Origin of the sequence: Microcystis ichthyoblabe FBCC-A1114, assembly GCF_050500245.1 — a bacterium.
Classification (GTDB): Bacteria; Cyanobacteriota; Cyanobacteriia; order Cyanobacteriales; family Microcystaceae; genus Microcystis; species Microcystis ichthyoblabe_A.
In genome coordinates, this window is record NZ_CP191408.1 from 3,139,024 (window position 1) to 3,152,460 (window position 13,437).

At 40.9% G+C, this 13,437-nt stretch carries 13 protein-coding genes and 3 pseudogenes; 5 read left to right on the top strand and 11 right to left on the bottom strand.

Annotated features, from left to right (window positions below):
* The first annotated feature begins 30 nt into the window (after positions 1 to 30).
* Positions 31 to 960, top strand: a complete 930-nt coding sequence (locus tag ACQY1Y_RS15130; protein WP_002776286.1) for a CoB--CoM heterodisulfide reductase iron-sulfur subunit B family protein — start codon at positions 31 to 33, stop codon at positions 958 to 960.
* A gap of 22 nt (positions 961 to 982) precedes the next feature.
* A complete protein-coding gene (locus tag ACQY1Y_RS15135) occupies positions 983 to 1,315 on the top strand; it encodes a BON domain-containing protein (RefSeq protein ID WP_002734904.1) in 333 nt (110 codons plus the stop codon).
* A 332-nt stretch (positions 1,316 to 1,647) separates the two neighbouring features.
* On the opposite strand, the gene ACQY1Y_RS15140 is transcribed toward ACQY1Y_RS15135, so the two are convergent.
* Positions 1,648 to 2,565 (bottom strand): glycosyltransferase family 2 protein, encoded by a 918-nt coding sequence (locus tag ACQY1Y_RS15140; RefSeq protein WP_002732786.1) that lies wholly within the window; start codon positions 2,563 to 2,565, stop codon positions 1,648 to 1,650.
* 459 nt (positions 2,566 to 3,024) lie between these two features.
* Between ACQY1Y_RS15140 and trpA the strand changes: the two genes are divergently transcribed.
* Positions 3,025 to 3,819: a tryptophan synthase subunit alpha gene (gene trpA / locus ACQY1Y_RS15145; RefSeq protein WP_430013068.1), complete on the top strand. Its 795-nt coding sequence runs from the start codon at positions 3,025 to 3,027 to the stop codon at positions 3,817 to 3,819.
* 87 nt (positions 3,820 to 3,906) lie between these two features.
* Here trpA and ACQY1Y_RS15150 read toward each other — a convergent pair.
* The 7 genes and pseudogenes from ACQY1Y_RS15150 to ACQY1Y_RS15180 form a co-directional block, all read right to left on the bottom strand.
* A protein-coding gene (locus ACQY1Y_RS15150) for an IS5 family transposase (RefSeq protein WP_420065259.1) occupies positions 3,907 to 4,772 on the bottom strand; the annotation gives its coding sequence in 2 pieces (ribosomal slippage) (positions 3,907 to 4,382 and positions 4,382 to 4,772; 867 coding nt in all).
* Positions 4,773 to 4,793: 21 nt separating this feature from the next.
* Entirely contained in the window at positions 4,794 to 4,970 is a 177-nt protein-coding gene (locus ACQY1Y_RS15155; protein ID WP_306766097.1) for a hypothetical protein, read from the bottom strand.
* A gap of 85 nt (positions 4,971 to 5,055) precedes the next feature.
* On the bottom strand, positions 5,056 to 5,307 hold the full coding sequence (locus ACQY1Y_RS15160; protein WP_069474849.1) for a hypothetical protein: 252 nt from the start codon (positions 5,305 to 5,307) through the stop codon (positions 5,056 to 5,058).
* A gap of 75 nt (positions 5,308 to 5,382) precedes the next feature.
* Positions 5,383 to 5,667, bottom strand: a pseudogene (locus tag ACQY1Y_RS15165) (IS1634 family transposase); the annotation flags it as partial.
* Between the two features lie 24 nt (positions 5,668 to 5,691).
* Positions 5,692 to 6,666: pseudogene (locus ACQY1Y_RS15170) on the bottom strand (ISL3 family transposase); the annotation flags it as partial.
* A 207-nt stretch (positions 6,667 to 6,873) separates the two neighbouring features.
* Positions 6,874 to 7,146, bottom strand: a complete 273-nt coding sequence (locus tag ACQY1Y_RS15175; RefSeq protein WP_430013069.1) for a transposase family protein — start codon at positions 7,144 to 7,146, stop codon at positions 6,874 to 6,876.
* A 213-nt stretch (positions 7,147 to 7,359) separates the two neighbouring features.
* A complete protein-coding gene (locus tag ACQY1Y_RS15180) occupies positions 7,360 to 9,033 on the bottom strand; it encodes an IS1634 family transposase (RefSeq protein ID WP_430013070.1) in 1,674 nt (557 codons plus the stop codon).
* Between the two features lie 400 nt (positions 9,034 to 9,433).
* Here ACQY1Y_RS15180 and ACQY1Y_RS15185 point away from each other — a divergent pair.
* Positions 9,434 to 9,970: pseudogene (locus ACQY1Y_RS15185) on the top strand (IS1634 family transposase); the annotation flags it as partial.
* 8 nt (positions 9,971 to 9,978) lie between these two features.
* On the opposite strand, the gene ACQY1Y_RS15190 reads toward ACQY1Y_RS15185, so the two are convergent.
* Complete coding sequence (locus ACQY1Y_RS15190; protein WP_430013071.1) at positions 9,979 to 10,977, bottom strand: IS30-like element ISMae39 family transposase; 999 nt, start codon at positions 10,975 to 10,977, stop codon at positions 9,979 to 9,981.
* Between the two features lie 17 nt (positions 10,978 to 10,994).
* On the opposite strand from ACQY1Y_RS15190, the gene ACQY1Y_RS15195 reads away from it, so the two are divergent.
* Positions 10,995 to 12,149 (top strand): ISL3 family transposase, encoded by a 1,155-nt coding sequence (locus tag ACQY1Y_RS15195; protein ID WP_002735266.1) that lies wholly within the window; start codon positions 10,995 to 10,997, stop codon positions 12,147 to 12,149.
* Positions 12,150 to 12,431: 282 nt separating this feature from the next.
* On the opposite strand, the gene ACQY1Y_RS15200 is transcribed toward ACQY1Y_RS15195, so the two are convergent.
* Positions 12,432 to 12,629 (bottom strand): type II toxin-antitoxin system MqsA family antitoxin, encoded by a 198-nt coding sequence (locus ACQY1Y_RS15200; RefSeq protein ID WP_069475497.1) that lies wholly within the window; start codon positions 12,627 to 12,629, stop codon positions 12,432 to 12,434.
* Between the two features lie 57 nt (positions 12,630 to 12,686).
* Entirely contained in the window at positions 12,687 to 13,421 is a 735-nt protein-coding gene (locus ACQY1Y_RS15205; RefSeq protein ID WP_430013072.1) for a foldase protein PrsA, read from the bottom strand.
* Between the last annotated feature and the right edge of the window lie 16 nt (positions 13,422 to 13,437).

Below are 13,437 nucleotides of genomic sequence, written 5' to 3' on the forward strand. Positions count from 1 at the left end.
GGGGAAGGGGGGCAAGATGGTAGATAGGTAATGAGTAGTAATTTCCTAGAATCCATGACAGTCAACAATCTCCAGTATGCTTATTTTCCCGGTTGTGTCGCCCAAGGTGCCTGTCGGGAACTATATCTATCCACGGCAGCCCTGACGGAAGCTTTGGGGATTAATTTAGTCGAACTCAAAAAAGCTGCCTGTTGTGGTTCGGGAACCTATAAGGAAGATTCGCAACTCTTGGAAGATGCCGTCAATGCGCGCAATATTGCCCTAGCAGAAGCCCTCAATTTACCCCTGTTGACTCACTGTAGCACCTGTCAAGGGGTGATCGGTCATGTGGATGAGCGCTTGAAGGAAGCAAAGCATAATAATCCCAATTATGTTGAGGAAGTTAATAATTATTTACAGAAAGAACATTGTTCCCCCTACCAAGGTACGACGACGGTTAAACACCTACTCTGGGCAATTGTCGGCGATTATGGCTTAGATAATCTGGCGGCCAAGGTGATTCGTCCCTTATCAGGCTTAAATTGTGCCGGTTTTTATGGTTGTTATCTCCTGCGGGCCCAGGATACTCTCCCCTACGATAATCCTTTTCAGCCGGAATCCCTAGAAAATGTCTTTCGAGCGGTGGGAGCAAATCCGATTTATTATCAAGGACGCACTCAATGCTGTGGTTGGCCCCTGTCCAGTTATGCCACCACCCAATCGTTCCAAATGGCAGGAAAACACATTTTAGAGGCCATGGCAGCGGGGGCCGATTGTTTAGTCACCCCTTGTCCTTTATGCCATCTTAATCTTGATTCCCGACAACCGGAAGTGGCAAAAGTGATCGGTCGAAGTTTAGGTTTACCTGTACTACATTTTTCCCAATTAGTCGCTTTAGCGGTGGGAGTCAGTCCTGATCGTTTAGGATTAGATCGACACATCGTTTCCACTAAATCCCTCTTAAAGAAATTGGGGTTTTAGAACTCAATCAGGAGTGTTAGCAATGGATTGGTTAAAAAGAATTTTTGGCTTAGATAAACCGGCAGATGCCGCTAGTGCGATCACAGGTAAAGCCGCTGCTGCGGGTATTCCCCCCGAAAGAGTCGGATTAGACGGAAAATACGACGAAAGCGGCCTAGCTAAACGAGTAGTTTTAGCTTTTGACGAGACACCGGATTTAGCTGATGAAGACAAATTGTGGGTCGCTCAAACTGGTGGTAAAGTTGTACTAAAAGGCAGGGTTTCCCATCAGGCGACTTTAAATAAAATGGTAGCAATTGCCAGTAAAGTCCATGGGGCAACCAGCGTCGATACCAGTCAAGTAACTATTGGGTGAAGTCGAACGGCTGTATTCCCCGTGAAAACTAACCACTGAGTAGGTGGATTAGCATTGTTTTTTGTTCCTGAGTTGTTGTTGGGTCATTGCCGGCTGATTAATTAGGGTCTGCTGAATAAATCTAAAAACCTTGCTGGATAAGACTTTTAGCCTTTTTTGAAATCCAAAAGTACCAGATATGGGAGTGATCAGGGGGAAATTCAGGTACTTTTTCCCTGAAAATTAGGTAATTGACCCCCTCAAAATCGGTAAAACCCCACACCCCACACCCTACACCCTACACCCTGCCCCTAGGAAAAACTTTTTCAGCAGACCCTAATTATGGTTAAATGTTAATCGGCTTTTCCTTTTAGGGAGACAAAACCGGGCCTATGGGAATTACTATTGTTACTATTTTGCGGGGTATGAAAACGATTTCTCAGTTCGGGGGGAGTGGGTAAACCCTGTTTCATTTCCGCCACTTTTAAGAGGATCAAATACTCATAAAAAGCTTGCAGAGTACACCAAGCAAAACCAGCTTTACCATCGAGAATTCCCGCTAGGATAAAATACATATAAAACCAACGAAGCAAGGGACGAAAAGGCAATCGTAGGGATAAATCTTTTAAAGCTCTCCGTCTATCTACTTCGGTTTCACCAAAAAATAAATTTTTCCAACTAACACCCCCGTTAGCCAACTGATGTAGGGTTTCTGCTGCTTCATCGGTAGAATAACGATTGTGTTTTTCAATCCAACGACTTAAACCCTTACTACAGGTATAGTGGGGATAGGTTTCTTCTAAAAAAGAGGTTTTTCCTCGACATTCTTCCCTTTCCGTGTGACCATAATCGCTAAACCAGACTTGATCTTTTCTAAATAGACGCATTTGATAACGGGGATACTGGGTGCTGCGACGAATCCAAGTTCCCATAAACATAACTCTTTCGGCCACATAAAAACCAGTAAATTCTGTCTGTTGCGTGGCACTCAGACATTCTGCATACAGTTGGGGTGTCATCCTTTCATCTGCTTCGAGGATATAAACCCAATCGTATTTAGTCTCGATATTTTCTAACATCCAAGTTCTTTGTTTACCATGACTTTCAAATTGATGCTGAATCACGCGCACTGGATAACGAGAAGCAATCTCTACTGTTTGATCGCTACTGTAGGAGTCAACCACAATCACATCATCGGATAGAAGTGCCGATTCTACACAGGCGGCAATATCAATTTCTTCGTTATAGGTGAGAATGTAAATGGAAAACATGGATATAATATGGTGTTTGATTATACGCAAACCGATCGGGCAGTAGTCCTATTTTGTACCAGAAAAAGCGGAACAAAAACCCATGTTATGCCAGAAACTTTCTCAAAACTACTAGACTGAGCCTATTTTACCCTTGATCGCCATTTTGTCAATATTCTTTAAGTATTACTTGAAAAATTCTGGCTCTTCGTTACTTGTTATGGTTCGATAGGGGGGCATAAATTGACTAAATCCTTCTCTGGCAAGAGACTTAATTGATGAGTTCGCTCTAGATAAAAAACAATTGACAAAAATCGCCAAATGCCTTTCTACATAAGGAGTCCATCCCTTATAACCCCAGTCCATTGCATAACACAAACCGAAGAACCAAAATTCTTTACCTGAGCTGACAGCGACCGGCGATGAGCTATTCCCCGCCATGAGATAATAGACGGTGCTTTATCTCTCCAGTAATTTTCGATGACTGCTGTTTCCGAGTGTTTTCGTTCTCTCCGTTCCCAGGGGAATTGTGCCTTAATTCCCTTTATTACTGCCGGTGATCCCGATTTATCTACTACTGCCCAAGCTTTACGCATTTTAGACCGGGCAGGGGCTGATCTGATCGAGTTGGGGGTTCCCTATTCCGATCCTCTTGCGGATGGTCCGGTTATTCAAGCGGCAGCCACCCGCGCTTTAAATCGGGGTGTCAAGTTGGAAGATGTGCTAGAAATCGTCAAAAATGCCCAGGGAGAGGTGAAAGCTCCGATTATTCTGTTTACTTACTATAATCCCATCTATCATCGCGGGATAGATGTCTTTTTAGACCAAATTAAAGCAGCCGGGGTGAGTGGTTTGGTGGTTCCCGATTTACCCCTAGAGGAAGCGGAAAGTCTGCTGCAACCGGCTGCCGCTAAGGGAATTGAAGTGATTTTATTGGTAGCGCCTACCAGTCCCCCGGAACGAATACAAGCGATCGCCAGGCAATCCCAAGGTTTTATTTATCTGGTTAGTGTCACGGGAGTGACGGGAATGCGGAAGCAAGTGGCCACCAGAGTGGAGGAATTGCTCGATTCTATCCGTTCTGTCACCGATAAACCCGTCGGGGTAGGATTTGGCATTTCTGACGCGACACAGGCGCTACAGGTGAAAAACTGGGGTGCTGATGCGGTAATTGTCGGCAGTGCCATGGTTAAACGTTTGGCCGATAATTACCCCGGCGATGGTCTAAAATCCCTCGAAGAACTTTGCCGTAGTTTAAAACAGGCGATTCGATGAGAGATGAGGGGTTACTGGATGCGGATTAGATCGAGCTTTCATGTCTTCTCGTTCTGAATTCGTTCAATAGATCTCTTGCAAAAGTAATCAAGATATATCCTTTTGTCGGTAACGAAGTTCGTAATTGTAGATACCAGCAATCAAATTCAATCTCAGACCAAATCGCCGTCTGCGATTTCTGTATCTTGATGAAAGTATCCGAAATATTTTGAGACGACGATGAATATGCTCTATAACTATGCGCCGTTGTGATAACTGACGATTGGCTTTTTTTTGCTCTTTACTTAGTTTTTCTTTTTTCTTTTTTTTATGAGGAATTTGACTGTTTTGATGGAGCTTCTGAATTCCTTGATAGCCTTTATCCCCTAATATTTCTATTTTCTTATTTAACCTTATTTTGCTCTCTTTCCACAGTCGAAAATCATGGACTCTTCCTTTCTCACAACGGACACAGATTACCTGCCCGCTTTTTTGGTCGCAACGCGCTCGCTGCGCGAGATCGGCAAGTACTTGCGACTTTAATGTGTGGTATCCCTGCTTGCCACTATAGTATGATTTCTGTTTTTTTTGGGTCTTTCTATCTCCTGTTCTGACACATCCACCACTATTACTTCTATTTCACTATTACTTTCTAAGAGGGCTTTTTTTCCAGGTAGATTAAACAGACCTGATTTGATGAGAATATTCTCTACTTTCCTAACAATTCTATACGCCGTTGATTCGTTAATACCCCAACTATTTCCCAGATGAAAATAGGTGCGATATTCTCGCCAATATTCTAGTGTTATTAGTAGTTGGTCTTCCGTACTCAATTTGCTAGGTCTACCTGTCTTTTTTTGCCAAACTTTTTCTGCCTTTAGGACTGTTACCATATCCTTAAATGTATCTGGATACACGCCACACAAGCGTTTGAACTCTGTTGGCTTTAAAGTTTTTACTTGTTCGTAAGTCATCTTTCAATCTTAACTCTTGGACTATTTTATCCTATTTTGTCTAGACTTATGCAAGAGATCTAATAAGGATCGTCCGAAAACCCGGGGCATATTCTGGTTGACTTCCACGATCAGCCGTTTAGCTGCCCTGGCGGCGCTGCTGGTGTAATCGTTATTGGTTCCGAAGGTGAAATAGCCGTTACTGTCCATCGGTGACACGGTTATACCATTTCTCTAAATGAAAACTACACATCGAATTTAAATCCCCCTTTAAGTTCCCCTTTTTAAGGGGGATTTAGGGGGATTAAACTTCTGTAGTCAGACTTTGGAGAATTGGTATTACTAGAAACGTGTCCAGATGAATGTGATCGCTAAAGAACCGCACCGATTGGCTGAAAGAATTCGGCACATAAAAGACAACCTTGCGATCGCCGTCTTCTTGTCCTTTTTTAACCAGGTCACGCTCGGCTTTCTGCATGAACATGGAATAGGGTTTGATGCGCCCCATCAATTCGTAGCGCAGCAGCGAGCGTTGCATGGGTTCTTCTGCGTGCATATAACTGGACTTCCCCGTTGACAAAAGGCCATAACCTATGCTGTAGGAGGGATTAAGAGAATTTCCGCCGCCCCGTTACTGGGTACAAATCAGGGAAACTCCCAATAAATCTAACGCTTTTTGTTGCAGTTGGGTCGGTCGAGTTATCTTAGAAAAACGATAACTTCCCTCCCTAATCGTACATTCCACTGTATTCAAGCAAATTGTCCCCAGGTCTTCCAACAAAGTCCGAAAACTATGCACAGGGAGGTTCTCTTGATTCCGTTTTTTTCTCTCTTTAGACTGAGCGGATTCACTCCGATTGGCTTTAATCACGTTCAGAGAACCATCATCAATTTCTTCATCCTCAAATAATAAAGGCTCTTCGTTACTCTTTATGCTAAATTAACATACAAGATGCCAAGACAACATACTTCTAACCCAAAAATTCCGAAAGTTTCTAAAGCCATAGGCTCTCCGTTTTATTAGTTTAAGTTTATTGTTGATTCCCTCGACCATCCCATTCGTTGTCCTTCGCTCGAAATAACTAATTATTTCTCCAAACCAGTTTCGGATTGTTTGACAACTCTTAGTAAAAACACTGGAGGATTTTGCCAACCATTCCGAGATGGATAGCAGTCCTTCTGTCGGATTCTCTGAGGTTTCATAAATCTTTCTAAATTCTTCCTTTAACTCGTGCATCTTTTTCAAATTTGGGAAATTTTCTTTGATAGCTTCTAGTTTGATTTTTTGGGTTTCCGTTAAATCTTTTTCATTTTTTAACAAGCTATATTTACTTCGCTTTAAAACTTCTAGCTTCGCTTCTTTTTCCGCTTTCTGTTTTTTATTTCTCTGCGCTTCTACGGCTCTTTTTTCTGCTTTTCTTTGTTCGTCTAACTCTTGATTAATTTGTTTCATTACATGAAATCTATCGGCGACTACCTCGGCCGATGGCATCAATTCTTTCACCAAATTTTTATAGGGCAACCAAAAATCTATGCTGACTTCTTCAATTTGCTCTAACACCTCTTTTCCCCAGCCTGTCAGCGTTTTCCTCAATTCTTCTTGTGTTCGCTTCTCTAGAATAGCTATTAGTTTTCCCGTATCTAAATTTACTAAAACTGCACAGTAATTTTTTTGCCCTTTGACTAGAGCGATTTCATCAATTCCTAGTCTTTTTAATTCCGATAGGTCTGGCTCTGTAATTTCTTCGGCGATGTCCTCTATCATTCTTTGAATCTCTTCTTCCGTTACGTCATTTCTTCGGCTAACATTTAAAATATCTCCTTCTTTTAATTGTTCGAGTATATTCTCGGCTAGTCTTTTTGTATAGGTTCGTTTCTTGGCGACAAAATCTAACTCTTCGCTAAAGGGTTTCTGCTGACAGGGGGACAAGAAGGCTGAAATCCATATATCGTAAGCTTTTCATGGTTTTAGCTCGAAAAAGTTTGCCGCACCATCTCTCACTTATTAATAATAATTCCTAGTAAGCTCGCTCCTATCCCTAGTTCTTTCGTTAGCTTTTTGCCTAGAATCGCTAGATCTATTTCTAGTGAGAGAAGCCAGAAGCCTTTGTTAGCAAGTTTTCTAGCTCGCTTGTCCCCCTGTCAGGGGTTTCTGACAATTACCGCACTTAAATTGACGACGATTAACTTGTAGGTACACTGGTTGACCTGAGATTGGTAAATCTTTGACTAAATGTCGATGATTTTGGTGGAGTTTATCGCTCTCTAACCCACAACGAGGACAGATTGCTTTTTGATTTTTCGATTCGATTCGGAAAACTATACCGATATTTTCTAGGTGTCGATAGCCTTGAATACAGGTTCCTTGTAGGTTCAAAAATTTGTCAAGTATCATAAGTAAAATAATCTCGTTTTTGGCAATTATATCAAATCTTAACTCAATTGTCTATCTTTTGGCATTAACCTGTTTGTGCCTTAAGTCCTTCCCTGTATGGATTTCAGCTACTTTTGAGCTTAGGTACTCTCATCGAATTTTATTTTAAGTTAATTATTTGCATAACAATTCCCGAAGAGCCGTTTTATTACCCCTTGAAGTCAATACCTCTCGTCAAGATAAGAGATAATATTCCTGGCAAGGTTTGGGAAAAAATCTCAAAATGTTGCGCCTCTCATCCGTTAAGTTACTAATCTTTTGATTGTCTTGAATAGGTCGGAGATGAATCCCTTGAAAGTTCTGAAATATCCAGCGTAATGTTGGTCTGTCAGTTAACTTACCCAACTGATTTTTCAGTCCCGTCTCCTGCTGTTTTAAGTTCAGACGAAGTTGTCTTTGACCAATAGTATAAACCAGCAGGTACAAGCCCATGAGCATGGCCATGACCTCGATTCTATGGGGAGATTTGAGAAAGACACTGTGGGCAAAAAAGCAGGAGTCTTTGAGAAAAGAAAATCCTCTTTCTGGAGCTTGTTGCCCTTTATATTTTTTGAGTATATCCTCACTGCTCAATCGTTTTTTCTCCAATTCGTTAGTTGCTAAAACGAATCGTCCTGCTCGTTTCTTTAGCCTCTCAATGGCTGGCAAATTTAACTCTAATTCGGCTTGAACTTGATAGCTTTGAGAGGATAAATCGTCTTTTGATTTAAGTTTTGACTGCTGGGACTCAGGCGGAATGAGATTGATTTTAATCTCCGTTAACTGATGATATTTTAAGGAGTCAGATAATCCCTTGAATATCGCCAACGCCACCGCTCTATTCTCAAATTCTCTTCGGGATAGTTGGCGGATTTTTTCTTGGGCAGAATTCTTTTCTTGCTCGATTTTTTTCTCTAATTTTTTCAAGTCTGATTCTTGTCTAGCTTGACTTTCAACTAGCAACCATCTTTGTTCTATCCCCCCATAGTTAGAGCTTGTTTCCCGCCAGGAATAACCCGGTATTTCTGAATCGGTTAACTCTTTTTCTGAGATGCTATCGACTAACTTTTGAGCCTCTTTAATGCTGAAGGGGACTCGAGACAACCAACGCATTTCTCTCATTAGTTTTAAATTCTCTTTGCTATAGAGGGCGCTATCGCCGACTATTAAACTGTCAAAGTCAACTTGTTTTTTAAATTCTCGGGCGATTTGACCAAAAACCGCTTTGTCCGCTTCATTTCCGTCCCCTACTTTCAGGAATAAAGGTACATCTCCATCCCCACTTACGATTAAGTCAATCATAAATTGTTTTAAGTCAGGTCTTCGGTCGCGGGAGTATCCGTAGGTAATTTTTATTGGCTTTTGTCTGGTTTCAATTTCTTCTCCCACTGCTCCTGATTTCAGGATTTCTACTGTTGGGTATTCCTTTTTATATTCTCCTTCTACTGATAGAGAAGTCGAATCTAAATGGGAATTCTCGGTTGCTACACCAAATTTTTTCACGGCGGCTAAACTAATGAGTAGGAAAATGACCGAAACATTAAGTTGATAAAGTTTGTCCATTACTCGACCAATTTTATCATCATTTAATTGTTTGGGTTCGATGCCCTCTCCCAGCAGATGTTCGGTTGCTTTATCTTCAAAAAATTGAGGAAATAAATACAAGTCCCAGGAGACAAATCCCAATCCATTCAGGATAATTGCTTTGACGACTTGCCCCGCTGTGACAATTTCTCCTCGCTCAATTGAGACTTGTTCGTTGATAATTTCAACGATTCCTATTTCATCGATAATTCCGGCTACTAATCCCAGATGGTCTAGATTTTTGACTTCAATTTCTGTTGATTGATTCCTGGTCGAACAGTCCACTCGCCTCAGTTTTCCAACAATTCCTATTTTTTCATAATTAGGGCTTGCTGAATAAATCTAAAAACCTTGTTGGATAAGGCTTTTAGACTTTTTTTCCCTCAAAAAGTGCCGACCATTGGAGGGATCGGGGGTAAAATTCAGGTACTTTTTCCCTGAAAATTAGGTAACTGACTACCTCAAAATCGGTAAAACCCTACACCCCACACCCCACACCCTGCCCCCACCAACAAACTTTTTCAGCAGACCCTAATTACTGAACTTCCCCCATACATATATACTATAATAGCCGAAAACCCTTATCCATCAATGGATACGCCCCTTAACCTTTCTTAATGTACCCATGTAATTTGTAACATTTCTTAATGGACAAGAATTCTCTCTATTTGCTAGAATGATAGCCATGTATATAGAAAAAGTTCCTAACCGTAATTCCCCCCCCGCCGTTCTTCTTCGGGAGTCCTACCGAGAAGGAGATCAAGTCAAAAAAAGAACCCTGGCCAATCTCTCAAAATTACCCGATGATATTATCGACAATCTGAAACTGGCTCTTAAAGGCGCAACACTGTCCATGACTGAAGGCATTCCCAATCATTTTGAAGTGATTAGAAGTCTTCCTCATGGTCATGTAATGGCTATTTTAGAGACGATTAAAAAATTAGGTTTAGATAAAATAATCAGTGAAAAATCCTCACGAATCAGAAACTTAGTGGTGGCGATGATTGTGGCAAGAATCATCAATCCTAAATCGAAACTAGCCACAGCGAGAGGGTTTAATAGCGAGACTTGTAGTCAGAGTTTAGGACAATTGTTAGACTTAGAGAAAGCCGATGAAGACGAATTATATAACGCCTTAGATTGGTTATTAGAAAAACAAGAGAAAATTGAGAAGCACCTAGCAATTAAACACTTAGAATCAGGAACATTAGTCTTGTATGATGGGCCAATTCAAGTCTGAATTGCATCACTGTCTGATCTACCTTTATAGAATACCTCATTCGGGGTACGATAGTCAAGACATTTTCGAGGACGATTGTTAATCAAGTTTACGGCTCTTTCCACCTCCTCTGGCTTAACGATTTTAAAATTCGTTCCCTTAGGGAAAAATTGTCTTAACAGTCCATTGGTATGCTCGTTTAATCCCCTCTCCCACGAATGATAAGGAGTAGCAAAATAAAAATCTGCTCCTAGTTTCTGACTCAACTCTTGATGTCCACAAAATTCTTTGCCGTTGTCACAAGTAAAGGTTTTTCTTTTGTCAGGGTGAATCTCTTGAAAAAGTTTTTCTGTGACTCTATTGATTTCCGATGCGGTTTTGTTTTTGGCTAATCCTGCTACTAAAAATTTCGAGGCTTTATCTACATGAGTAACGAGAACTCCTAGATGATTGCCTCCAATCATTGTGTCACTTTCCCAATGACCGATTTCAGTTTTCTGGTCAGCAATTACTGGTCGCTCGCTGATATCTACACGCCCTGGAATCCCTCCACGCTTACTTTTTGCTCCGCCTCGACTCTTTCTTTGACAAAGCCCCCGGCGTAAATATTTCTGGTACTCTCCACATCCGTGATAGTTCTGATAGATCATTTGATAGATGGTTTCGTGACTGAGAGATTCTTGACTGGCTCTTTTCAGACGACCTGCTATTTGTTCGGGACTATGATAATCTTTCAATCCTTCTTTGACCAACTCTAAGGCTGACTCGCTGACATTTTTAAAGGGTTGTTTGGCATTTTTTCGCCTTGTCTCGCTTTCAGCTTGTGCTGTGTCAGGTAGATAGCAGCCAAGAGAACTTTGATTCCTTTTTAATTCCCGTGATATTGTGCTTTGATGACATCCGAGCCAGACGGCCATTTGCCGTTGAGATAAATTTCCCTCCTGACTAAGTTGGTAGAGCAAGTTTCTGGCTCTTCTAGGTTCTGTGTGAGCATGGTATAATAGTAACACAGAACAGGAGGTGGGTTATGTGGATAAATTTTGATCAACTCCTCGATTTACCAAATGTAACAGTGGTCAATTATCAAAAAATTGCTCAGACAATTTTCCTAAAGCTCGCTCTTTTAAATGAAACAATTGAATGTCCGAATTGCCATCAAACCTTGGACAGAATCAATCAGACAGAGTATAATCTAGTCAGAGATTTGTCAATATTAGGCAATCCGGTATATTTAGAAGTACCACGCCGCCAGTTTCATTGTCAAAAGTGCCAAAAGTATATCAGCGAAAGACTGAGTTTTATGAGATTAAGACAGCCTCAGACAATTCGCTATGAATCGATGATTTATGAGAGAGTAAAAAATTGTAGCATCGAAGAAATAAGTCGAGAAGAAGGGTTAGGATGGTCAGAAGTTGAGTTAATATTTAATCACTGTGCTAAAGAACTAGAAAAGGAAGAGTGGGAAGCACCAGAACGAATAAGCTTGGATGAATTTAGTAACTTAAAAGGACATAAAGATTTCATAACAACGGTCGTAGATCTGGACAAAAAAATTTTACTAGATGTGATTAAAGGACATAAGCAAGAAGAATTAATGGAAGCCTTAAAGGCACAGCCAGACGCAGTTCGGGAGAAGGTGAAAGAAGTGAGCGTCGATATGTGGTCAGGATTTACAGCAGTGAGCAAGGAATTATTTCCCAATGCTAAAATCATCTATGACCGTTTTCATGTAATGGATATCATTAATGACGAGCTTAATAAATTGAGAAAGTTAATGGGGGTGCATGAAAAAGGATTACCTCATTTATTATGGAAGAATAAAGAGGACTTAAAGGACGAGCAAAAACAACAACTAGAAGTTATCCTGAAAGAACATCCCTGCTTGGGAATAGCCTGGGAAATGAAAGAAGAAATTAGACAAATTTATCAAAGTAGTAGAACGTTCAGAGGTGCTGAGAGAAAATTGGAAAAATGGATAAGAATAGGCGGGATATTATATCAAAGTAGTGCCAGCATGATCCAGAAGCATTTGCCTGGTATTTGTAATTACTTTGAAAATCATATAACCAACGGATTAATTGAGGGAATGAATACCAAAATCAAGCTTATTAAAAGAATGAGTTATGGATTTACCAATTTTGAACATCTTCGACTTAAGCTGTTTGCTTGCTTTAATTTATAACAAAAATTAACACACGAAAACCAGGAGAGCCTTTATTTTTTTAATTAACTGGGAATTCTGTTAATGAATAGATTCAGGAATTTTTAAAAGTGTATGTATTAAAAATCGCTTTGTTGGTTTTTATGCTGAATAAGCTCACTCAAGAATAATCGGATTATTGGTATTTTATTAATCCATATTGTATTAATCTTATAGTAAAATAATCCGTAGGTTGGGTTAAACGAAGTGCAACCCAACACAAAACATGAAGAATAATAGGGGGATGATGTTGGGTTTCATGCTTCAACCCAACCTACAAAATAGGCGATCAGCCTTCTGTAAAACTTCCGCAGTGACCGACTCGCTTAGATAATACTCCCCGCAATTCTGACAGATATCCGCAGGGACTTGTTTTAAAATCACGATACAATTATCTCTCTCTAAAGTAACGGTAACAAAACCCGATCGAGTCGTACCGTGTTTACAGATCACACATTCCATAACTCTTATCTTCCCTTACTATGTTTGCGGGGTGAGCAATGCCCACCCCGTTCACGATTAATTACTAAACTCGTATTCTATCTCTTGAATCTTCTCCTTTACCCAGCCGTTAAACAAATCAACACCGATTTTCAGAGCCAACTCCTCGGTTAATTTTGGTTTAAGGATTTCCTCGACAAAAATCAGGTGAAAACCTCGATCGCCTTGCAGCGGCTTCAACAATCGAGAAGAATCCGATGCGAAAATTGCGGACGAAAGATTCGGTCGTAAATCCTTACGGTAAACAGTACCGCGATAACCCCCCTTGCGTCGTAACTCCACATCCTCGATATAGCGATGCGCTACTTCCTGAAAGCTGATTTCCTCCTCCTGAATCGATTCATACAACTCCTCCGCCATCGCCTGATCTGCTAACACCACCTCGTAGATCACCGCGCCAGTATAATCCAGCTGGTGTTCCATAAAATAGGATTCAATTTTGTCTGCGAAAAGATGTTCGACTAATTTACCCGATAGTAAACTGAATTGAACGATCGCCTCGAAATCATCTAGGGATAAGCCCTGTTTTTGCAACCAATTCCATGTATCTTTGGCGTTATGTAATTCTTTGGCGAGACGGAATTGATCGGCCGCCTGTTGTAACTCGTCAGTCGTGTTTTTAATCCCCGCTGCCGTGGCGGTTTCGGTGATGATTTTCCGAGCGATAATTCCCTCGACCATTTCGGGGACTTTCCCCGATAGCTTAAGCTGTTGGATAAGGTCTTGATTGGTGATGGTGATACTATGGGACATAATGACTCCTGAAAAA

Coding starts and splice junctions, on each gene's coding strand:
- ACQY1Y_RS15205 (WP_430013072.1), bottom strand. CDS start 13,421: ATGTCCCATAGTATCACCATCACCAATCAAGACCTTATCCAACAGCTT.
- trpA (WP_430013068.1), top strand. CDS start 3,025: ATGACTGCTGTTTCCGAGTGTTTTCGTTCTCTCCGTTCCCAGGGGAAT.
- ACQY1Y_RS15175 (WP_430013069.1), bottom strand. CDS start 7,146: ATGATACTTGACAAATTTTTGAACCTACAAGGAACCTGTATTCAAGGC.
- ACQY1Y_RS15140 (WP_002732786.1), bottom strand. CDS start 2,565: ATGTTTTCCATTTACATTCTCACCTATAACGAAGAAATTGATATTGCC.
- ACQY1Y_RS15200 (WP_069475497.1), bottom strand. CDS start 12,629: ATGGAATGTGTGATCTGTAAACACGGTACGACTCGATCGGGTTTTGTT.
- ACQY1Y_RS15130 (WP_002776286.1), top strand. CDS start 31: ATGAGTAGTAATTTCCTAGAATCCATGACAGTCAACAATCTCCAGTAT.
- ACQY1Y_RS15195 (WP_002735266.1), top strand. CDS start 10,995: ATGTGGATAAATTTTGATCAACTCCTCGATTTACCAAATGTAACAGTG.
- ACQY1Y_RS15135 (WP_002734904.1), top strand. CDS start 983: ATGGATTGGTTAAAAAGAATTTTTGGCTTAGATAAACCGGCAGATGCC.
- ACQY1Y_RS15160 (WP_069474849.1), bottom strand. CDS start 5,307: ATGCACGCAGAAGAACCCATGCAACGCTCGCTGCTGCGCTACGAATTG.